A 21488-nucleotide genomic window follows, 5' to 3' on the forward strand; every position below is an offset into this window, starting at 1 on the left:
ATAATTAAATTACTGAACTAAAAAATGTTACCATTGGCATTTTTCTCAGGAAAATAGAAATCCTCAACATCAAACATTCTTTTTAAAGAATAATTTGTAGGAAAAGTATATAGTTTAGATGTAGTAAATGACTTTACTTCAGCACTTTCCTTTTTTGAAGTGTATAACACTAATCTCAATTCGCTCAAGTCGTTCAAATTCAGACCTTCAACTCTTTTAAAACCAGCAGAGTGAAGCAATACCAAGTTAGAAGTATCAGGTTTTAATGGTGAATAATATCTCTCTGCAGAATTTCCATTTTTATCGATCAATAGGATTCTAACACTTCTGGGACTGAAATTAGGCTTCACTTTAAATCCAAAATATTTAAACTTGGCTAAATCATTATTTTCTAATGTTAAATGAACAGAATGAGCATTTAAGTCAGCTGTATCATTTTCTACAATGAAGTAGTCTTCATTCAAATACTCAACATTTTTATATTCATTAAATGAACCAAATTGAGAATATGAAGTATCAGGAGTTATGTCATTGAAAGATTCACCTGAAACAGATCCTATGTAGAAACTCTTCCCTGAATAATTCGCATAATAATCAACTGAATTTAACTCCCCAATATCAGAAAGTTTGACAGAATGAAACACTCGTTTGTGTATAGGAATATTAAATTCCCTGGTATTTTCAATATTAATAATGTCTTTATATTGATTAGTATAATTAAAAACAATTGACATTGGGTAAGTATCAATCCAATAAGGATGAGGAGGACCTAAAACACTAAAGAATAATAAGCTATCACTGATTCTCTCAATTGGAAAATGTTTGATAATAATCTTTGATCTCTTCTCAATTTCACTTATCCAACTACTATCTTTGTCAATACTATTCAATGATGAAAATAGCATCATGTCATAAATTGCATAGTGTGTTGACTCTATTGTTTTAGGATTAAGCATGTAATAAGTCCAGGAATTATCTTTGTAATAATATTTTTCAGCCAATTTAAAAAAGGCTTGTTTCCCGCTATTGAAAAGTTTTTCAAGCTCTTCATCATTTGATAAAATAGATAATTGTTTTATCGCAATCATGCTAAATAGAAATCCATTTAACACATAATATGCATCTTCATTATTTGTATTAAAAGAAGCATATTCTAAGCACCAATCAGAACCATTTTCAGAAACTAAGCAGCCTCCCTGGAAAGTTGGCAGGGTCAGAGATTTTTTCACTCTATTATATTCATAGAGGAAAGTTGAATCCTGAAAAATTTGATATCCTTTATAAAAGCTAATTGCAATAGTAGAATTAGCCATTCCAGACCACCAATTTCCCTTTTGAAATTCACGATGCTTAAAACCATAAGCATATGTTGTCACTTCTCCAGTGTCAATTCTATATTTATAATTCTTCAAAAAGTTTAGATATTCAAATCCAATATCAAGGAGTACTGAATCATTTAGTTTGTCTCCATAATAAAGTGAATAATAAGCCTGTCTTCCAATATCCAGAGGGTGGTATTTTTTAAATAAAGTCGAATCTTTAAATGATGTTTTAATAATTTGATCGTTATACCCCCAAAAAAATGGAGTCCTGAAATCTAATTCCTTGTTTTTATCAAAATTAAACAGTTTCTTCTTCACAGAATCATCATTAGCACTTTTGCTGGAATAGGGAGAATCACAGGCGGAATAAAATGTGATAATAAAAAGTACTATTAATGTGTATTTCATACTAGTTAAAAATAAAGGGATTAAAACATCACTTTGAAAAACCAAAAAACACTACTGCTTTTTATGTGTTAATGAGTCTCCTGTAAAGATCTATTAAAACTTGAGACTCTTTTTGCCAGTTGAGCATATTTACCTCCCTTAACCCTTTTTCTACTCTTTCACTTAATTGCTTTTGATCACTAATCATATCGTCAATGCTTTTTGATATCTTCTCACTATCTGAAGGGTCTGTAAATTTAGCAACACTATGAAAGTTCTCTTTCCAATACGCGATATCTGACATTAATATAGGTAAACCTGCAGCCATATATTCAAAGGCTTTATTTGGTAGAGCAATTTTATGGTTTTTGATGTCCTTATCAAATAGAATTAAACCAATGAGCCCTTTCTCTTTTAAGAAAGTATAGACTTGCTTGCTATCCTTAAATCCCCAATAGCAAACCTTACTCCAACCTTTTGAACGTTTACATATGGTCATATAGTCCTTAGACTCCCACTCTCCAAATAAGTGTAAAACTTTAATCTGATAAGATTTACCAACTGCATCAATCATCTCCTTTATATTCCTTGCTGAAGTAAGCCCTCCAGCATAAACGGCACCTTTTTCAGCCTTTTGCATTTCTGGACTAAGTTCTTCACCCTTAAAATTATCAAGTATCGGTAAGTTTCTGATAAGAACCTTTTCATTTTGAATATACCTTTCCAACAGTGGCTCTGCTACAGAAATTACTGCGTCCAACTGCTTTGAAACATTAAGTTCATATTTTTCAAATACTTTAGAAACGAAATTTCTAACAAATTGAAAAGGGATCCACTCTTTATCGATAATTGATGCAGGAGTATTTTCATGTGCATCATAAATCACCAACTTACCTAACTTTTTTAACTTTAGTGCTATAGGTAATAGCTCAGGATCATGAATATGATAAAGCTGACTATTAATTTCAACTGCCCTTTGATAGCAATCTTTAGAAAGTTTAAAAATACGATCGATTCGAGATGAGGGTTTTCTAACACCATGTATTTGGACACCTTCAATTGTAACGTCTTTTTCCATTTGGCATATTAAATGGACGTCAAACCCCTTATCTACTAGTGATTTACACTCCTTTTGAAATATTCTTATGTCATTCCAGGAATGAACTGAAGTTATGTGACAAACACTGGTTTTCATCAACTATAGAACTATTTTTAATAAAATCTGCAAACATAAGCATCAATGCTTATTCTACTTAGCAGAATTCATTTAATTTGCAATTGTAAATATGACATACATGAAAGAAGAGGAAATCAATATAAGCTCATTACTCAAGTTTATCGCAAAAACAATTAAGAGTCACTTTCTTCTTATTTTAATAGCTGGAATAAGTGGAGCTATTATTGGATACAGTTTTTATTCTTTCAAAACCCCTGTTTATAAAACATCTGCAATTTTTCAATCTACTCTATTACATCCCTTTGAAGTTCAAAGCACGGTAAATCAACTAAATGACCAATTAAAAAACTCATCATCTGAATTTCAATCACTTAAATTTTGCAGAAATATTGAGATTATTGCCCCATCGAACATTAAACCTGAAGAGGATGATTTTGAGAAAAGCAAAATGCACTTCATAACAATTGCAATTGAAACCGTCAATCCTGAAGCTTCATATAAAATGAGTAATGAATTAGTTTCAATTTTTAAAGATAACTCTAAGCTCAGTGAAATGTTTGAAAGCAGAAAAGCTGTTTTAACTAGACATATTTCGAGACTCGAGAAAAAGTTATCAGACGAGTCCCGCAATAATTTAAATAATGTTACAATTCAGAATTTGTCTCAATCTGAAAAAAGTCTTTTCACTGAACTGGCAGAAGTAGAATTAGCTTTAAGTGAATTATCAATTCTCAAAGAAATCAAGCCCTTTTATACTCCAACTAATCGTGTATCAAGTCCTTCTCTATTTATAATTATTGGTGCTTTAGGAGTTATTATACTCACTTTCATTGTCCGCTGGATTATCAAGAGTTGATTTTGCAGTTTGGTTTAAAAAGATCATTGAGAATAAAATCAGGGCAAAACCACCATGAGTAAGCATTGACGTAAACAGTCCTGAGTTTAATAATGTGAATATAAACAGGAAATATAGTCCGAAAAAACCAGCACTAATATTCAACGAATCAAAAAACATAAACATCAATGCAACAAGGACAGTGATAAAAAATAATCCAACGTAACCAAGGTTAATAACAGAATCACTAATAAAACCACTATTTGCATTTACGCTCTCCTCTCCAAAATAAATAAGTCCAATCATCGAAGCTGGTTCAAATGGGTACGGATAATCAAAAAAGCTACTCATAAAGCTATAACCGTAATATAGATTTTCTCCTTCAAAAAAATCAAGATAAGCCTGATTTAAATATGCAGGAAGAAAAAACACTCTTCTAACCATTAGAGAGTTCAACATCAACTCACCATTCGAGGCAGCAATAGTTCCTATCAAAGTGAATACTAATATTCCACTCAGGAGCAATGTAAACTGATAATCATGCTTTTTAACCAAAGCAAATCCTAAGACTACAACTGCTGAAAAAATAATACTCTTATGCGGTGTCAATGTAAACATGAGTATCATTAGTGTTACTCCTACTAAACCTAACCAGTAACGCTTATGCAAAAGATAGTAAGCTATCATCATAGGCAGTAAAACTTTAACATATGGAGATAGCAAGTACCCTAAAAAGGGAATATTTACATGTGAAACCTCTTTCCTTATCTCATAGATAGCCCCACTAAAAGTAAAAAGGCTTAAATCAAAATGAAAGTCATATATAATTGCGAATGGAATAAAGCCTATTACAGATAACAACAAAAAAACTAATGACTGCTCCCTGATAGATAGGATTGGCATTCTTAGGTTGGGTATTCGAAACATGTCCCACGATAATAAAGCTATAAATAATAAAACCATCAATGATGGAATAATGGTGTACTCCCTATGCATCCACAAAATAATATTGGGAATCAAAAACAGAATTTGAAAAACACCACTAACAATTCTTAAGAAACTCGACCCAATTGAAAACAATAAAAATAAGGATCCACCAAATAAGACTATAGCTATCAAAAGCTCTAAAACTGTGACCCCATCACTAGTAAAGCCAGAATATTCGTAATGCTTAACCAAAAAATTAGGATATAGAATATTCATCATTATAAAAAAGGCAACTAATAAAAGCAGTTGTATAAACCTATTTATACTTGTTTTCTTAATAACGTACTCCATTTTATTGCTACCTTTTTAAAATTCCCTTTTCATATTCTCTTAAACTATATAATGTTAATACGAAGTATACTGAATAAGCTAATACTTCAAAAAGGACTAACATCTTAATAAATAAATCAAAATCAACACTCCTGTAAAAATATAGAGTCAACATTAAAATAACGTACAGCACTGGAAAAATAAGTGCCAACTTCAATCTTTTTAGAGCAATTAATAATTGACCAAAGGGTGAAATCATAAATTTAAAAACAAATCCAAAAATTAAAATTGTAGCTAACTCTCCAGACCGCTTCCAGCTCTCTCCAAAAAAGAAGACAAACAGATCTTCACCAAATGTGCTAATTATCAAAATCACAAATATGCCTATTGAAAGGAGAATTTTAATTATAGTAGAAAACTCATTCTTAAGGGACTCTCTGGTATTTATTTTATGCGCAATACGTTGAAAGTATACATTGCTCAAAGTCATAGATAATAGAGACAATGGCACGAATAAATACTGTCTTGAAAAGTTATAATACCCAGTTTGCTCAACTGTAAAAAAAATCGTTATCATGAAAATAATGATGTGACTAGCAGTATCATTTAAAAAAGTTGATAAGACATTTAATCTAGGAAACTGCTTATATGTTCTAGCAACTCGAATTATTCTATCAACAGATATCTTTTCTTTGAAAAAACCAGATATACTCAAAAATATAAGCACCAAACCTATAAAGGCTAACCACCCTGAAAAGTACCCAAAAACCAAACCATCCTTTAATCCCCAATAACCTAGAAGTACAGTGAAAATTGAAATCCCCCCCCCCTGTACAACCTTAGCAATAGCATTTTTTGAATACAATCTGTTTCTATTCAACCAGTAATTAAATGGTTTGAAAAGTGCCATTACCCATAATAATGGTGGAATAATATATATAGTGTTACCTAAAATCTCTGCATTCAATAACTTTAGAATATCACCTTTGAAAAGGAAAATAATCAAGAGTATTAACAGCGATATTAAAAGCGAAATAAAAGCAGCTAACCTAACCAGAGCTTTAGAGTCAGATCCTTTTTTAGGAAGCATAACAGCCATTTCATATCTGCCTCCCGCTACATTACTTATAGAACTAACAACTGCTGATACAATTGCAAAAACCCCAAACTGTTCAGGAGTATACAATCTTGAAATAATTGGAGAAAACAATAGAGGAAGTGCTGAAGCAATCAACGTTCCAGAAAAAAGCGTAGAAAAGTCCTTTATAAAATCATTTTTAAAAAACTTCCTTATACCCATTTGATAAATTTAGACTTTTCACCATCTCCTAATAAACCTACTATAATCAACAAGGACTTCAAGTTTAACTCAAAGTTGGTTCAAGTTAATGCAAAAGCAAATTAATATAGAAATACTCCAACACAAGAAGGATTCTATTATCAAATCTGAAGTACTTTGTATCATCTACATTTTTCAATATTCAAATTGCTATTACATTAAATAATACAAACATATCCTACTTCTCTTATCTAAACCTACATCAAAAAGACCTCAAGTTAAATACTATCTACAATATACTTTGCCAGATTAACCATCAAAGTTCCTTGAGCGATTTCCTAATACTGAGAGGTGAGGCTATTGCGATAATATTGAGTTTTTTCTTAACTACAATTGCACTGATTATATTCCATACTGCTGTACTAATTGCTGTTGAAATAGCTGCCCCTTCCATTCCGTACTCAGGAACGAGTATTATGTTCAGAACCAGGTTTAATATAGCTGTCACAATTAAAACATACTGACTATAGACCTGGTTACCTGTCATTTGCAATAAGTACATTACAGATCCTGAAAGTGAATTCACCAACTGACCACATATTAATATTATGAGAGCTGACTTAGCTAAGGTGAAAGACTCTCCAAACAACCCTAAAAAGAAATCGCTGAATGAAATGATCACAATTGTTACCGGAATAAGTGCTATAAAGACTAAGTTGGCACTATTAGTGACAATTGATTGCAGGTTTTTCATTTCTTTCATTTCATAAGCATGAGCCATTTTGGGTGCTGTAATGGCATTCACAGAAAAAAGTGCCAGTGTCGTAAGGTTAGCAATCTTCAGCGCTATATGATAATGACCAATACTTTCCTCACTTACATAAATTGCTAGAACAAACTGATCTGTCCATCCCATGATGAGGAACAACATGCCACTGATCAACATCGGGAAGCCGCGCTTGATGAGATCTGTATACGAATACCTGTGCTCTGACCGAAACTTACCGAGTTGGGATTGCCTGTACCAAATAGCAAAGCTGTAAATACAAGTAAATACTAACGCAATATTGTATAACCAAAACATTACGGTAGGATATGGATACATCAATCCAATTGTAACAACCATTAAAATGGTGAGTCCTGAGGGAAAAATGCGATCGAGAGAAACATATTGCTCTACTTTTCCCTGTGATCTCAATGCCTCTCCATTCAACCTTGTAAGAGCTAATGGTATAATGCCGAGTATGGCAATTCTTAAATACGGAAGACTATTGGGTTTTTCAAAAACCTTTTCTGCAATATACGGTAGAACAAACCATCCTATTGATGTTAAGAGTATCCCCCAAACAAAAATCGAAAAGGCTGTTTTTTTATAATCGCTTTTAAGTTTTCCCTGTTGGTCTTGAATTGGTTTTGAGGATGATATTTGAAGAAAAGAGATATCCAATCCTCCCTTCGCAATAGCAGCTCCAACCATGAGTACCATCTGTCCAATTGCAAATAACCCAAATACTTCTGGACCATAGATTTGAGCTACGGCTATATTAAATAAATAAGTCAGCCCCATTCCAATAAGCCTGACAACAAGAGTTGAAAAGCTTTTACTTAATATACCAGTCTTTTGAACAGTGCTTTTATCGTTTGTAGACAACTTATTGAGTTATTGGATTTTCTTCACCACTCCATCTTTGAGAGAATACTCTTCACCACTTTCAGGACATTTAGCGACACCATCCTCATCAAAGTGCAGGCGGTGACCGTATTCACTCATCCAGCCTATTTGTTTGGCCGGATTTCCAACTAAAAGTGCGTAATCAGGAACGGTTTTAGTCACAACTGCTCCTGCTCCAATGAATGCGAATTTTCCAATATCGTGACCGCAAACAATCGTTGCATTAGCACCTATACTGGCTCCGCGTTTCACTGTTGTTCTTTCGTATTGTCCTCTGCGAACTACATTACTTCTGGGGTTTGTGATGTTGGTGAACACGCAACTGGGACCTAAAAAAACATCATCTTCACAATTGACACCTGTGTAGATAGATACATTGTTTTGAACTTTCACATTATTACCCAAATGCACATCAGGAGATACAACTACGTTTTGCCCGATGTTGCATTTTTCTCCCAAAACACAATTTTTCATCAAATGCGAAAAGTGCCAGATTTTAGTTCCGGCACCAATTTCACAACCTTCGTCAACTACTGCGGTTTCGTGCGCAAAATATTTTTGGTCAGATCCCATCTTACTTGGCTATATTAATCGCTCTTGTTTCGCGAATTACAGTTACCCGAACCTGTCCGGGGTAAGTCATTTCATCCTCAATCTTTTGTGAAATGTTCATTGAAATTTCACCGGCTATTGTGTCGTTTACTTTTTCACTTTCAACCATTACACGCAACTCACGACCTGCCTGAATTGCGTAAGCTTTCACAACACCGTCAAAACTCATCGCGAGGTTTTCTAAGTCTTTTAATCGCTGAATATAAGATTCAACTACTTCTCGTCTTGCTCCTGGGCGTGCTCCTGAAATGGCATCACAAACCTGAACGATTGGCGATAACAACGAAGTCATTTCGATTTCATCGTGGTGGGCTCCAATGGCGTTACATACCTCAGCATTTTCGCCAAATTTCTCAGCCATTTTCATACCAAGGATTGCGTGAGGCATCTCTGGCTCGTCCTCCGGCACTTTTCCTATATCGTGAAGCAATCCAGCACGTTTTGCATGTTTAGGATTGATTCCCAATTCGCTCGCCATTGTTGAACAGAGGTTCGCTACTTCGCGAGAGTGCTGCAACAGGTTCTGACCGTAAGAAGAACGATACTTCATGCGACCAACCATTTTGATGAGCTCGGGATGCATGTTGTGAATTCCGAGGTCAATGCAAGTGCGCTTACCTGTGTCAACGATCTCTTCCTCAATACGTTTTTGTGTTTTGCGAACAACCTCTTCAATTCTTGCCGGGTGAATACGACCATCGGTTACCAGTTGGTGAAGTGATAACCGAGCAACCTCCCTGCGAACCGGATCAAAGCAGGAGAGAATAATAGCTTCAGGAGTGTCATCCACGATAATTTCAACTCCAGTTGCGCTTTCTAGAGCCCTAATATTTCGACCTTCACGACCAATAATTCGGCCCTTTATATCATCACTCTCGATGTTGAATACTGAAACAGAATTTTCAACTGCATGCTCAGTAGCTACACGCTGAATACTTTGAATAACAATCTTTTTCGCTTCGTTATTCGCATTGATTTTTGCTTCGTCCACAATCTCCTGAATCATTTGCATCGACTTGGAGCGAGCATCATCTACCAGTTCTTTTTTGAGCTCTTCAAGCGCCTCATCAGCACTTATCTCACTCATTTCTTCGAGTTGAGAAACACGTTTTGAGTGAAGTTTATCGAGTTCTGACTGTTTATTTTGAACAATTTCCAGTTGCTTATCCAGGTTTCCTCTTTTAGCGTTGATGTCTCTTTCTTTCTTGTTGACATCCTGTAGTTTTTGATTGAGCGTTTTCTCTTTTTGCTTGGCGCGATTTTCACTTTGCTGAATTTTATTGTTGCGCTCACTGATAACTTTTTCGTGCTCTTCTTTAAGCTGAAGGAACTTCTCTTTTGCTTTGATGAGCTTACGCTCTTTGAGCATTTCCCCTTCTTTCTCAGCCTCTTTTAAAATGGAGGCCGCTTTACGCTCAGTTGATTTTTTGAGTAAGATATAAATGATACCACTGCCTATTATTAAGCCGGCTGCGGCTCCTACTAGCAAACTTACTATTTCCATAGTTTTTAACGGTTTTAAAAAACCCGTACAAGCCCATATAGTTTGAGTAAAACTCAGAAAAGTTAAAGTTTAGGGCTGCCTAACTTCGCAACCGTCCAGTGTCTCCTCAAAGAGGAAATCCCCACGGCAAAGCCGGGGTAAACAGGCCTGGTTTTGTAAGTCGAGAGCTACACCCTTAACGATTTAGATGTTAGTTTTACCAAACTTGGTTGAACTTGCACGGGATGGTTTTAGGGGACAAGTCCCCATTACTTTTTGTTCTCCAAATAGGAGTCGAGCTGTGCACGCACGTCATTGAGTTGAGAGGATACTTCTTCATCCATCACAGTGCCTTTTGTTTCGTTACTCAAGGCCCTGTCAGCATAGTAAAGGGCTGTCATAGCCAATAAATCCTGTTTATCGCGAACAGCATAATTGCTTTCCAGCTCCTTCATATTATCATTCACCTTCTTCGCTGCCCTTCTAATCTGCTCCTCTTCGTCTCTCTTTATGGTTAACGGGTAAACCCGGTTTCCAATTGTTACTTTTATCGAAAGCGTGTCATCCATTATTCACTTTCGTATTTAGTCATTTAACAGTGCAATGCATTTGTCAACTTCCCGTACCAGTTCGTTAACCTTCTTCCTCAAATCATCTCGATCCTCAGCGTTTCCGGCAATTTTTTCGCCCATTCTCAACGCTTCATATCGCTTATTTAAGGTAGCTAACTCACTTTCTTTACGTTCCAATTGCTCTTTTAGTCTTTCATTCTCAAGATGCAATTGATTTGCTTTTTCATCAGCTTCGGCATTCAATTTGATCAACCGGTTTACGCTGTGCGCAATATGTTTTACCGAATCGTTTAAATTGTTTTCCATAAGCCGATTTCAAAAGGCTAATAGCAAAAGTAGTTTAGCTTTTTGTTAAAACAAATTTTTGCAATTACTAATATCACCGCTGTTTGAAAACATTTGTCAAATTCGGATAGCTTTGCAGCTCAACAATTATAGAATATGCGTAAATTGATTCTTCTCAGTGTGTTGTTTATGAGTCTTTCAGGTATCGGTCAGAACCGGGCCGAATTCCCTGTAGATTACTTCGATGCTCCGCTCGATATTCCGCTTTACCTCGCAGGAAATTTTGGTGAAATTAGATCCAATCACTTTCATGCCGGCATCGATCTCAAAACTCAACAAGTTGAGGGACTTGATGTGAAAGCCGCTGCCAAAGGATATGTTTCGCGTGTCAAAACCTCACTGTATGGATACGGAAAAGCTATTTACATAGCGCATCCAAATGGATACACAACTGTTTACGCTCACTTGAAAAGCTTTAATAATGAAATTGAAAAATACATCAGGCAAAGGCAATACAATCAAAAATCTTTTGAGGTTGATGTGTACCCAAAACCCGGAGAACTGAAAATTGAAAGAGGTGAAATAATTGCCCTATCAGGAAACACTGGTGGTTCTGGCGGACCTCACCTCCACTTTGAGATTCGCAAAACAGATAATCAGGTTCCGGTTAATCCGCTTCTTTTCAATTTTGATATAAAGGATAACATTCATCCAATTATCAAAACTGTTTCGATCTATCCATTGAACGACACGAGCCTTGTTAACGGGAAAACAGAACCTCTTCACATAGCCGTTAGAGGAAGGAATGGAAAATATCACCTCCCCGGACCTCTCAATCTTACTGCTCGCGGAGTGATTGGCTTTGGTGTTGAAACGATTGATAAAACGAATGGATCTCACAATCGATGTGGAGCTTATTCGGTTTCGTTAATTGCTGATAGCGACACTATTTACAACCATAGAATGACGGCTATTCCATTTGCATTGAGCCGCTATATCAATTGCCACATCGACTACGAACAGACTCACAAAAACAGGAGACGTGTGCAAAAGAGTTACATAGAACCAAATAACAAGCTAACAATTTACAATGATGTAAAAATAAACGGTAAAGTCTTCTTCTCTGAATATGATCATGAGCTCACTTACTCTATTGATGATGCTTACGGAAACAATTCACAAATTCAATTTTCAGTAAAAGTTGATACTTCGAGCACGTCAGCAAAAAAAGAACACAAAGGACTCGAATACCTTTACTATGAGGATAACATTTATAAAAGTGAAAATGCTAAAATTGAAATTCCGGCATATTCACTTTACAAAAACCTCTATTTTCAACATAAAGCTGAAGAATCGAGAGATGGAATGTACTCAGCTATTCACCACATTGCTGATCTCTACACACCTCTTCATGACTACATTGATGTGTATTTAAAGACTGAAGGCTTCCCTTCTGAAAAAGGAAATAAACTGTATGCTGTATCTCTTGATGAAGACTATGAAGTGATTAGTCCTGAAGGTGGCGGATTGACATCAGGAAACTGGTTTCATTTTAAAACCAGAAGCCTTGGTCCGTACACGGTGATGATGGATGAAGAAAAACCTGAAATTGTGAACCTCTCCGGCTCTGACCGAAAAATTGGAGAAAATGAAATCCTCAAATTTAAAATTGAGGACGAAGGTTCTGGAATCAACACTTTTAATGGATATGTTGATGAAAAATGGATTCTGATGGAATACGATCGCAAGACAAAGGAGTTTTGGATGCAGGCTGACGGAGAAAAACTATCTCCGGGAAAACACGAACTTAAAGTGACCGTTACTGATAAAGTAGGGAATCGAAATTCATTGAAAACAAATTTTACATTTATACCTTAAAGTAAGTTTATTTACATTCGCTCGATATGATAAAAAAATTAACATCAATTTTTAGCTTGATAGCGATACTATTCGCACTTGGAACTCATGAATCGAAAGCTCAGGACGAAAACCTACTGCAGTTTTCCGGTGTTATTTTAGATGCCGATTCTCTAAATCCCCTACCATTTTCAACTGTGATTATCAAAAACACGAACCGCGGTACAACATCTGACTATTACGGTTTTTTCTCTTTTGTAGCTGAACCGGGAGATACCATCAGGTTTTCAAATGTTGGTTACAGATCTGAGTTGTACATCATTCCCGATACTCTTCAAACTTCACGTTATTCAATGATTCAGCTTCTCAACAGAGATACAGTTGAACTCAAAGAAGTTACTGTTTATCCCTGGCCAACTAAAGAGCAGTTCAAAGAAGCTTTTCTATCGCTCAACACGCCTGATGATGACTACCAACGTGCTATGCGTAACTTGCGACAGGCAACCATGAGAGATAAAATCATGAACATGCCAATGGCTGATGGAAGTGCCAACTTTAAATACGCTATGCAAAACCGAAATAGCCAAATATACAGTGCAGGCCAGTTTCCATCTTACACAATCTTCAACCCGCTCGCATGGGCTAAATTTATTAGCGCATGGAAAAACGGAGATTTTAAACAGGAATAAATTCACACATACTAAAGATTTCGATTTCCAGTTGTTGAAAATGTAGATGCAACTCCTACATTTGAAAGCTTCAATTTAAGTCTTGAAAAACATTGGAAAACTCATAGCACTACTGTTCCTCGTCACTATTTGTGGAACGCCAGCCCTGTCACAAACTGCAACAGTCAACGGAACTGTTTCAGATGACGGCTTTAGGCCACTCGTTGGTGCCAATGTTTTTTTACAGTCAGAACCGAATAAAGGTACATCCACAAAGCGTGACGGATCGTTTTCTATCTCGATAAAACCCAACACTGAGCAAACAGTAGTCATCACCTACCTCGGTTATGACACGCTTTACAAAACATTTAACCTCAAACCGGGAGAAACAAAAAACGTTGATGTTCAGCTAAATTTTGGCAGCAGGAGTTTCAAGCAGGTTATCGTTGAGGATGAACGAACACGAACATCAACTATGAGCAGGATTGATCCCAAATCAATCGATCAGCTTCCAATGCCCAACGCCAGCATCGAAAAAACACTACTCTTCCAGGGAATGGGTGTTTCCAGCAGTAACGAACTCAGCTCGCAATACAGCGTTCGCGGTGGTAGCTTTGATGAAAACCTCATCTATGTTAACGATGTTGAAGTATATCGCCCGTTTTTGGTCAGATCCGGACAGCAGGAAGGGCTCAGCTTCATCAATCCAAAACTCGTGCGGTCAGTAGAGTTTTCATCTGGCGGATTTGAAGCTCAATACGGTGATAAAATGTCGAGTGTGCTCGATGTACATTACAAAAAGCCGAAGAAAAAATTAGCGGGATCAGTTGAAGGTAGCTTACTTGGTGGAAATATTCATCTCGAAAATGCGAGTGACAACTACCGCTTCACTCAACTTCACGGATTTCGCTACAGAACAAACCAATACGTGCTCAACAGTCTCGACACTGAAGGAAGTTACAAGCCATCCTTTACAGATTATCAGGGTTACTTTACTTACGACCTCACTGATGATTTAGAGCTTGGTCTTCTACTCAACTATGCGAGAAACGAATACAACTTCATCCCACAGGACCGTGAAACAGATTTTGGTACTATCAATGAAGCATTGAGGCTGAGAGTATTCTTTGAAGGCCAGGAAATCAACGAATACGAAACCGGTGTTGGGGCACTTACTGCAACCTGGCAACCTACAAACAAACTCCGACTCAAATTTATTACCTCTGCTTACCGCACACTTCAACAGGAAAATTTTGATGTAGAAGGAGCATACAGGCTTGATGAACTCAACCGTGATTTGGGATCTGACGATTTTGGTGAAGTAGCTTTCAGTCGTGGAACCGGAGGATACATCAATCACGCACGCAACTATTTGTTGGGGAATGTTTTTGCTGCTGCTCACAAAGGAACTTACTACGGTGATAAATACACAATTCGTTGGGGGTTGCGTGGAAAACACGAACGAATAGAAGACGAGTTTAACGAATGGCGTTATGTTGACAGCTCAGGCTATTCGCTACCTAACGCTGCTCCGTTTACATCCAGAGAAGACATTAATCTCTACGAAGTAATCAGAGCCAAAAACAACATCAACTCGTCACGATTGATGGGATATGGCCAGCTCTCCAGGGCTCTGACCGTAGACTCAAACGATTTTACTTTTAATGTGGGCGGACGCTTTCATTACTGGGATTTCAACGATGAACTCGTGGGCGGACCAAGAGCTCTCGTTACCTGGAAACCTAATTGGGATAAAGATATTCTTTTCAAAGCTGCATCGGGGTTTTATTACCAACCTCCTTTCTACCGCGAAATGCGTGATTTAAATGGTGACATCAATTACGATATCAAAGCGCAACGAGCCATTCACTATCTCGTGGGAATGGACTATGTATTTGAAATGTGGGATCGCCCCTTCAAGTTTGCTACGGAAGCCTATTATAAACAGCTCGATAATTTGATTCCGTACGAAATTGACAACGTGAGACTTCGCTATTACGCAGAGAATAATGCGAGAGGTTTTGCTACTGGTATAGATTTCAAAATAAATGGTGAGTTTGTAAAAGGTGTTCAATCCTGGGCGAGCCTTTCCATCATGACAACAAGAGAGGACATCAAGGATGACTTTTACTACGAGTATTACGATGACAATGGTAACCGGACTTACCGGGGAAATCAGTTTAACCCCATTGCCGATAGTGTGAGAAAAGAGCCCGGTTATATTCCACGACCTACAGATCAGCGTGTGAATTTTTCACTTTTCTTCCAGGATTATTTTCCTGGAGATCCTACGATTAAAATGAATTTAAACCTCGTTTTTGGAACAGGATTACCGTTTGGACCTCCATCCTATGACCGTTATCAGGATACTTTACGAATCCCTCCTTATCGAAGAGTTGATGTAGGTTTTTCAAAACAACTTTTACGTGACGAGAAAAGTGAACGAAGTGGTCTTGGACTCAAAGGGCCTTTTAAACATTTACACAGTGTTTGGCTAAGTGCTGAAGTATTCAACCTACTCGCTATCAACAATACTATATCCTATTTATGGGTTCGCGATATTTCAAACCGCCAGTACGGAATTCCTAATTATTTAACCGGTAGGCAGCTAAATGTTCGATTAATCGTTAACTTTTAGCCCAATTTCAAATTAATGAGATCATTCGTAATTATCATATTGATCACGACAACGATGTGGGCTTGTCAAAAAGATGCTGATCCGCAGTTAATTGGCAATAAAAACATCACCACTTTGAGCGATGTAATCAGTGACTCTGGAATCACTATAATCGATAGCTTTTACTGCTATTCAGCCTCAGACTCATCAAAACTAAGAGATGACAATCTACCCATAACTTTTAAAGGTTTTTTACCATCGGTGAAAATTGAGAAAATTGAAATATATTCATCCAATCACTTCTCAGCACCGCTAAGAGAAAATTTTACAACTTACCAAAGAATAGCGGAGACAAGCCCAGTTGACAACATGCTGAACCATAAATTACCATCAGAATACGGTAATAATTACTTGATAGCACTGGGCTACTCTGGCGACACACTTTATCGGTCAGAGCCAATTCCATCGACATTCCTCACTGACCAAACCAACTATACAACCAGCGAGGTTTACTGGGAAAAAGATGAAATCAACCGTATTCGGTTCATCACCAATTTTAAAGCTAATACAGTCAGATCCAGCATAGTTGAGATATCAGCTCCAAATAGCGGAAATGTTATTACGCTACATACTTCAGAGACTGAGTTCTCGCTAATCGATCAATTTGAATTCGGTTTTTCCTCAAAGCCAGATGTAGAAAATCCATCACTCGAGCCTGGTGAATACAATGTCAAACTATTCTTTTTAGATAGAGATAATCTAGCTATTTACAAGCAAAGGTTTGATAACTTAATCATCGAATGAATTTTATCCAAAAGATTTGTTGTAACTTCTTTCAACCTTTATTAGAAGTAACTATTTAAATTAAAAAAAGCCGGATCTGACCATGACAGACCCGGCTTGTGACAATCGAAAATTTATATTTTACTCTTTCACTACAGCATCAATTACTTCATCACCCAAATATTTATTGAGTATTTTTCTGTAATCTTCACTAGCAGTAAAACCAAATCCTTCAGTAAAAAACTTATTGAATGGCTCACTCCAGTCACTATCTTTTGGAAGCATGAATCCGTACTCCTCTTTATCAACTGTTGCAATACGGTGTAATTTTAAATCACCATCGTTTTGCTTGACAAAGTTCCAGTATGTAAGCAAGTCAACCATTGCATAGTAGTCGTTTGTAAATGTTAAAAGTGGTAGCATTTCATCAGGCTGATTGACATATTTTACAATCATCTTTTTATTGTGAAGTTCTTTAACTTCCATCAATTCCTTCTCGTGAGTTGTTCCTCTAATAACTAAAGCTGTTTTTTCACCAAAAACATTCTCGAAATCACTAAAAGAACGAAGTGTTGGCACATCCATGCGAGACACCAAAACTGAAGAGTTACGGAGGTATGTTGGTGTAAAGTCAACTTCTTGTGCTCTTTGTTTATTTATAGTTGTAAATGCTGCTCCAACTACATTCTTAGATGCTTTTACATCTTCGTAAAGTTTAATGAATTGGTTGTAACGAACAAACTCAACATTGAGTTCTACACCTTCGCGATTTTCAACCCATTTTTCAAATGATTTTAAAATATCAACTTCGATACCTACGAGTTCTCCATTTTCAAAATATGCAAATGGATACTCTTCCTGGATGAAGACTTTTAATGTGCCCTCTCCATTTTCTTGAACATCGGACCAACTGGTTTGTGTAAAACCGCTAAAGGCCGCGATAATAAAGGCTGCTAATACAATAACTCTTTTCATAAAGGGGTTCATTTAATTAAATTAATTTTCAGTGTTTTAGAAATTCGCGGCAAAAGTACAGCCTTTTTTCACGCCCACAAACAAAAAGACCTCTGCAAACATTAATATATTGTTATGCAGAGGTCAATTTACCGTATATTATTTCAGCTCACCTACTTTTTAGGCGTACGTTTTATCGTATCAAGCGTAAAATCCCAAAACTTTTGAACTGAGGAAATACTTACTCGTTCATCAGGAGAATGAGCTCCGCGAATTGTTGGGCCGAAAGAGATCATATCCATATCAGGGTAATGATTTCCCAAAATCCCACACTCCAATCCCGCATGGCAAGCCATTACATTCGGTTCTGACTGAAATTTCTCACGATAGAGATCAGCCATTACTTTAACAATTTTAGAATCTGGATTTGGTTGCCAACCAGGATAGTCACCTGTGTGCTCAACTTTAGCTCCTATCAGCTCAAATACTGAGCGGATACTTGCAGCTAGATCATCTTTTTGTGAATCGACACTGCTTCGTTGAAGTGAAAGGATTTCAACTTTTCCTGCTTTGATAGAAACACGCGCCAGGTTGCTCGATGTTTCCACCATATCCATTGTTGTACTGCGTTTGTACACTCCATTTGGCATAGCATAAATAGCTCTGAGCAATTTCATTTGCTCGCCTTCATTCATGACTTTTTGAGGAACATTGATTGGCTCAGCTTCTATTTTGAAGTTGGGTTCAACTGCGCCAAACTCCATCTGATTGAGAGCTTCAAATTCTTTGACAAGCTTCTTGAACTCGGCTTCATTATTGACAGCTACCTCAGCTACTGACTCACGTGGAATTGCATTTCGCAAACCGCCACCATCTAATGAAGAAATTCGTAAACCTACTTCGCTTGAAGCTTTGTAGAGCAAACGGTTCATGATTTTGTTTGCATTTCCTCGCTCTGTGTCAATATCCATTCCACTGTGACCGCCTTGCAAACCTTTTACGGTGAGCTTGAATCCGGCCATTTCATTTGGGGTCTCTTCCTCAGTGTAATCCCAGTAAATGCTTGTGTCAACACCGCCAGCACAACCAATTGTAATTTCATCATCTTCTTCAGTATCCATATTGAGCATGATGTCACCTTTGAGGAAATTAGGCTTCAAGTGCTTGGCTCCAGTCATTCCGGTTTCTTCATCAACTGTGAAGAGCGCTTCGAGGGCCGGATGTTCAATATCGTCAGAACTCAAAAGTGCCATTGCTGCAGCAACACCTATTCCATTATCAGCTCCAAGAGTGGTTCCTTTGGCTTTCACCCAGTCACCATCTATGTACATATCGATACCTTGCTTATCAAAATCGAAGTCTGTATCGTTATTCTTTTGATGAACCATATCAACATGCCCCTGAAGCGTAAGCATAGCTCGATCTTCCATCCCTTTTGTAGCGGGCTTGCGAATGATCACATTCCCAATTTCATCCTCTACTGTTTCAAGCCCGAGGTCTTCGCCAAATTTTTTCATGAATTCAATTACTCGTTCCTCCTTTTTTGAAGGTCTTGGAACAGCATTGAGATCAACAAAATGAGACCACACAGATTGTGGCTCTAACTTTTTAATTTCTTCATTCATAAATTGAAAGTTTTTGCAAATAAAAAAACGCCTCTTAAAATAAAGAGACGTTTTCAAAAATAGTTTAAACCTTATTATTTGGTAAATGGCTTTTTAAAGCTCGAACCAACAAATAGCGCTGTATCGTTTTGGAGTATTCTCGATAAATCGCGCTTGAGTATTTTCACGTGTCGTTGCGAGATGAAGGAAAATGGAATCGTAATAACATCGATATTTCCATTTGGCTTTTCATAGTTGAGGATCAATTTTGATCCGTACCAACGATCGATAATATCATAGTCGCAAACTCTGTACTTCCAGTAACCCTGAATATGTCCTTTCCGCGGACGCTTAGTGTTACTGAATAAACGAGATCGCTCAATTTCAATGAAATCATCTCTAGAATCGTATTTCACAAAAAATTCTTTCGTGAGAACGAGTAAAGCTCCAACAAAAAACAATCCAGCAACAGCAGCATGAATTGGCCACGCCATAAAAATGAAATCAGTAAAAATGATTAAAACATTAGTCAACCCCAGTAATGTGAGGATGAAGAAAAGAGTTTTCAAAAAAGATTTGGAATAGAAGTTTGTTATTTTCATTGAAGCTGTAATATTGAATTTGAAAAATTGTTACTACTAATACGCAGTTTTACATTTTTTGTTGCTTGCCCAAATATATCAATTAAAAAAATACCGCGCCAGTTTTAATTATAGATTCATATAAACTTAATATGGTTGCCTCAAAACAAGAAAAATATGAATGATGCTCCTCTCGCTGAAAGACTTAGACCTAAGAAGCTCGATGATATTATCGGTCAGAGCCATTTAGTCGGTGATAACGGCACAATAGCACGCATGTTGAAGGCCGGACAAATTGCGTCAATGATTTTTTGGGGTCCGCCCGGTGTTGGGAAAACGACTTTGGCTGAAGTTATTTCAAACGAACTCAAGCGTCCTTTTTACACGTTGAGTGCCATCAGCTCAGGTGTTAAAGATGTTCGTGAGGTGATTAACAAAGCAAAAGATACGGGATTATTTGGCAAAGGCAGACCTATATTATTCATCGATGAGATTCACCGTTTTTCAAAATCGCAACAGGATTCGCTCTTAGGTGCTGTAGAGCGCGGGACAATTACGCTAGTTGGTGCCACAACTGAGAATCCATCTTTTGAGGTTATTCCTGCACTATTGTCTCGTTGTCAGGTTTATACTCTGGAACACCTCAGTAAAGAAGACCTCATCAAGCTGGTTGACGATGCGTTAGCTAAAGATTCGGTTCTGACCGAAAAAGACATTAAGGTAAAATCCTACGATGCTCTACTCCGTTTTTCGGGGGGAGATGCGCGCAAATTGCTCAACACACTGGAGCTTGTTATCATGAATGCTCCTGAAGGTAAGATTAAAATTACCGACAAATTTGTGGAGAGTATCATCCATCAAAACCTGCCGATTTACGACAAAACGGGCGAAATGCACTACGATGTTGTATCGGCATTTATCAAAAGTATTCGCGGGTCAGACCCCAATGCAGCCGTTTATTACCTGGCCAGAATGATTGAAGGTGGCGAAGACCCAAAGTTCATTGCTCGCAGATTGCTCATTCATGCGAGTGAAGATATTGGAAATGCAAATCCCACGGCTCTCATCATGGCTAATAACTGCTTCCAGGCTGTACAAACGATCGGATATCCTGAATGTGAAATTATCTTGTCTCAGGTTGTGACTTATATGGCATCATCTGCAAAAAGCAACGCTTCTTACAAAGCGATAAAAGACGCTCGTAGACTAGTGAAAGAAACTGGAAATCTCCCCATCCCGATGCATCTCCGCAACGCCCCAACTAAGCTGATGAAAGAACTCGATTACGGAAAAGGCTACAAGTATTCTCACGATTACCCAGGTAATTTTGTGGATCAGGAGTTTATGCCTGAGGACCTGAAAAATCACAAGTTCTACGATCCCGGAAACAACGCCCGAGAAAATCAACTGAGGCAGTCTCTACGTGAAAAGTGGAAAAAGAAATACGGGTATTGATTTCTAAATTTTGATGAATCTATTCATCATTTTATGTGTTTTTTTGATGAATAGAATCATCAAAAACAAAAAAAAGCCTCCATTTTTA

18 protein-coding genes are annotated in these 21488 nt (G+C 37.1%); 6 read left to right on the forward strand and 12 right to left on the reverse strand.

Annotation, left to right across the window (positions count from 1 at the left end; translation table 11 throughout):
* Positions 1 to 17 precede the first annotated feature (17 nt).
* Together F3059_RS03370 and F3059_RS03375 are read right to left on the reverse strand one after the other, a co-directional pair.
* On the reverse strand, positions 18 to 1730 hold the full coding sequence (locus F3059_RS03370) for a D-glucuronyl C5-epimerase family protein (protein WP_151166535.1): 1713 nt from the start codon (positions 1728 to 1730) through the stop codon (positions 18 to 20).
* Between the two features lie 61 nt (positions 1731 to 1791).
* Positions 1792 to 2904 (reverse strand): glycosyltransferase, encoded by a 1113-nt coding sequence (locus F3059_RS03375; protein ID WP_394349545.1) that lies wholly within the window; start codon positions 2902 to 2904, stop codon positions 1792 to 1794.
* A 100-nt stretch (positions 2905 to 3004) separates the two neighbouring features.
* Here F3059_RS03375 and F3059_RS03380 point away from each other — a divergent pair, with 100 nt between their 5' ends.
* Positions 3005 to 3742, forward strand: a complete 738-nt coding sequence (locus F3059_RS03380) for a GumC domain-containing protein (protein ID WP_151166537.1) — start codon at positions 3005 to 3007, stop codon at positions 3740 to 3742.
* Here the strand turns inward: F3059_RS03380 and F3059_RS03385 are convergent.
* From F3059_RS03385 to F3059_RS03415, 7 genes are all read right to left on the reverse strand, one after another.
* Entirely contained in the window at positions 3692 to 4999 is a 1308-nt protein-coding gene (locus tag F3059_RS03385; RefSeq protein ID WP_151166538.1) for a hypothetical protein, read from the reverse strand. The genes F3059_RS03380 and F3059_RS03385 overlap by 51 nt on opposite strands.
* 7 nt (positions 5000 to 5006) lie before the next feature.
* Entirely contained in the window at positions 5007 to 6278 is a 1272-nt protein-coding gene (locus F3059_RS03390) for a lipopolysaccharide biosynthesis protein (RefSeq protein ID WP_151166539.1), read from the reverse strand.
* 295 nt (positions 6279 to 6573) lie between these two features.
* On the reverse strand, positions 6574 to 7908 hold the full coding sequence (locus F3059_RS03395; protein ID WP_151166540.1) for a flippase: 1335 nt from the start codon (positions 7906 to 7908) through the stop codon (positions 6574 to 6576).
* A 9-nt stretch (positions 7909 to 7917) separates the two neighbouring features.
* The gene (locus F3059_RS03400) at positions 7918 to 8502 is read right to left on the reverse strand and encodes an acyltransferase (protein WP_151166541.1); all 585 of its coding nucleotides are present in this window, start codon (positions 8500 to 8502) and stop codon (positions 7918 to 7920) included.
* Between the two features lies 1 nt (position 8503).
* The gene (gene rny / locus F3059_RS03405; protein WP_151166542.1) at positions 8504 to 10045 is read right to left on the reverse strand and encodes a ribonuclease Y; all 1542 of its coding nucleotides are present in this window, start codon (positions 10043 to 10045) and stop codon (positions 8504 to 8506) included.
* Positions 10046 to 10293: 248 nt separating this feature from the next.
* Positions 10294 to 10593, reverse strand: coding sequence for a cell division protein ZapA (locus tag F3059_RS03410; protein ID WP_151166543.1), 300 nt, complete (start codon positions 10591 to 10593; stop codon positions 10294 to 10296).
* A 15-nt stretch (positions 10594 to 10608) separates the two neighbouring features.
* Positions 10609 to 10902 (reverse strand): hypothetical protein, encoded by a 294-nt coding sequence (locus F3059_RS03415; RefSeq protein WP_151166544.1) that lies wholly within the window; start codon positions 10900 to 10902, stop codon positions 10609 to 10611.
* Positions 10903 to 11037: 135 nt separating this feature from the next.
* On the opposite strand from F3059_RS03415, the gene F3059_RS03420 reads away from it, so the two are divergent.
* The 4 genes from F3059_RS03420 (at position 11038) to F3059_RS03435 (ending at position 16827) form a co-directional block, all read left to right on the forward strand.
* Positions 11038 to 12759, forward strand: coding sequence for a M23 family metallopeptidase (locus tag F3059_RS03420; RefSeq protein WP_151166545.1), 1722 nt, complete (start codon positions 11038 to 11040; stop codon positions 12757 to 12759).
* Between the two features lie 26 nt (positions 12760 to 12785).
* Positions 12786 to 13427 carry a carboxypeptidase-like regulatory domain-containing protein gene (locus F3059_RS03425; RefSeq protein WP_151166546.1) on the forward strand — a complete coding sequence of 214 codons (642 nt, stop codon included), beginning with the start codon at positions 12786 to 12788 and terminating at the stop codon, positions 13425 to 13427.
* An 82-nt stretch (positions 13428 to 13509) separates the two neighbouring features.
* The gene (locus tag F3059_RS03430) at positions 13510 to 16044 is read left to right on the forward strand and encodes a TonB-dependent receptor (RefSeq protein ID WP_151166547.1); all 2535 of its coding nucleotides are present in this window, start codon (positions 13510 to 13512) and stop codon (positions 16042 to 16044) included.
* Positions 16045 to 16059: 15 nt separating this feature from the next.
* A complete protein-coding gene (locus F3059_RS03435; RefSeq protein ID WP_151166548.1) occupies positions 16060 to 16827 on the forward strand; it encodes a hypothetical protein in 768 nt (255 codons plus the stop codon).
* A 120-nt stretch (positions 16828 to 16947) separates the two neighbouring features.
* Here F3059_RS03435 and F3059_RS03440 read toward each other — a convergent pair whose 3' ends face one another.
* The 3 genes from F3059_RS03440 to F3059_RS03450 all read right to left on the reverse strand — a co-directional run bounded on the left by F3059_RS03440 (position 16948) and on the right by F3059_RS03450 (position 19966).
* Positions 16948 to 17781 carry a substrate-binding periplasmic protein gene (locus F3059_RS03440; RefSeq protein WP_170265020.1) on the reverse strand — a complete coding sequence of 278 codons (834 nt, stop codon included), beginning with the start codon at positions 17779 to 17781 and terminating at the stop codon, positions 16948 to 16950.
* 152 nt (positions 17782 to 17933) lie between these two features.
* Entirely contained in the window at positions 17934 to 19385 is a 1452-nt protein-coding gene (locus tag F3059_RS03445) for an aminoacyl-histidine dipeptidase (RefSeq protein WP_151166550.1), read from the reverse strand.
* Positions 19386 to 19459: 74 nt separating this feature from the next.
* Positions 19460 to 19966, reverse strand: coding sequence for a hypothetical protein (locus F3059_RS03450; RefSeq protein ID WP_151166551.1), 507 nt, complete (start codon positions 19964 to 19966; stop codon positions 19460 to 19462).
* A 156-nt stretch (positions 19967 to 20122) separates the two neighbouring features.
* On the opposite strand from F3059_RS03450, the gene F3059_RS03455 reads away from it, so the two are divergent.
* On the forward strand, positions 20123 to 21400 hold the full coding sequence (locus F3059_RS03455; protein ID WP_151166552.1) for a replication-associated recombination protein A: 1278 nt from the start codon (positions 20123 to 20125) through the stop codon (positions 21398 to 21400).
* Positions 21401 to 21488: the final 88 nt, after the last annotated feature.

The sequence above is a fragment of the Salibacter halophilus genome (genome assembly GCF_008806325.1).
GTDB classification, from domain to species: Bacteria; Bacteroidota; Bacteroidia; order Flavobacteriales_G; family Salibacteraceae; genus Salibacter; species Salibacter halophilus.

Coding starts and splice junctions, on each gene's coding strand:
- F3059_RS03370 (WP_151166535.1), bottom strand. CDS start 1,730: ATGAAATACACATTAATAGTACTTTTTATTATCACATTTTATTCCGCC.
- F3059_RS03385 (WP_151166538.1), bottom strand. CDS start 4,999: ATGGAGTACGTTATTAAGAAAACAAGTATAAATAGGTTTATACAACTG.
- F3059_RS03390 (WP_151166539.1), bottom strand. CDS start 6,278: ATGGGTATAAGGAAGTTTTTTAAAAATGATTTTATAAAGGACTTTTCT.
- F3059_RS03375 (WP_394349545.1), bottom strand. CDS start 2,904: ATGAAAACCAGTGTTTGTCACATAACTTCAGTTCATTCCTGGAATGAC.
- F3059_RS03410 (WP_151166543.1), bottom strand. CDS start 10,593: ATGGATGACACGCTTTCGATAAAAGTAACAATTGGAAACCGGGTTTAC.
- F3059_RS03400 (WP_151166541.1), bottom strand. CDS start 8,502: ATGGGATCTGACCAAAAATATTTTGCGCACGAAACCGCAGTAGTTGAC.
- F3059_RS03450 (WP_151166551.1), bottom strand. CDS start 19,966: ATGAAAATAACAAACTTCTATTCCAAATCTTTTTTGAAAACTCTTTTC.
- F3059_RS03435 (WP_151166548.1), top strand. CDS start 16,060: ATGAGATCATTCGTAATTATCATATTGATCACGACAACGATGTGGGCT.
- F3059_RS03425 (WP_151166546.1), top strand. CDS start 12,786: ATGATAAAAAAATTAACATCAATTTTTAGCTTGATAGCGATACTATTC.
- F3059_RS03440 (WP_170265020.1), bottom strand. CDS start 17,781: ATGAAAAGAGTTATTGTATTAGCAGCCTTTATTATCGCGGCCTTTAGC.
- F3059_RS03420 (WP_151166545.1), top strand. CDS start 11,038: ATGCGTAAATTGATTCTTCTCAGTGTGTTGTTTATGAGTCTTTCAGGT.
- F3059_RS03445 (WP_151166550.1), bottom strand. CDS start 19,385: ATGAATGAAGAAATTAAAAAGTTAGAGCCACAATCTGTGTGGTCTCAT.
- F3059_RS03415 (WP_151166544.1), bottom strand. CDS start 10,902: ATGGAAAACAATTTAAACGATTCGGTAAAACATATTGCGCACAGCGTA.
- F3059_RS03380 (WP_151166537.1), top strand. CDS start 3,005: ATGAAAGAAGAGGAAATCAATATAAGCTCATTACTCAAGTTTATCGCA.
- F3059_RS03455 (WP_151166552.1), top strand. CDS start 20,123: ATGAATGATGCTCCTCTCGCTGAAAGACTTAGACCTAAGAAGCTCGAT.
- rny (WP_151166542.1), bottom strand. CDS start 10,045: ATGGAAATAGTAAGTTTGCTAGTAGGAGCCGCAGCCGGCTTAATAATA.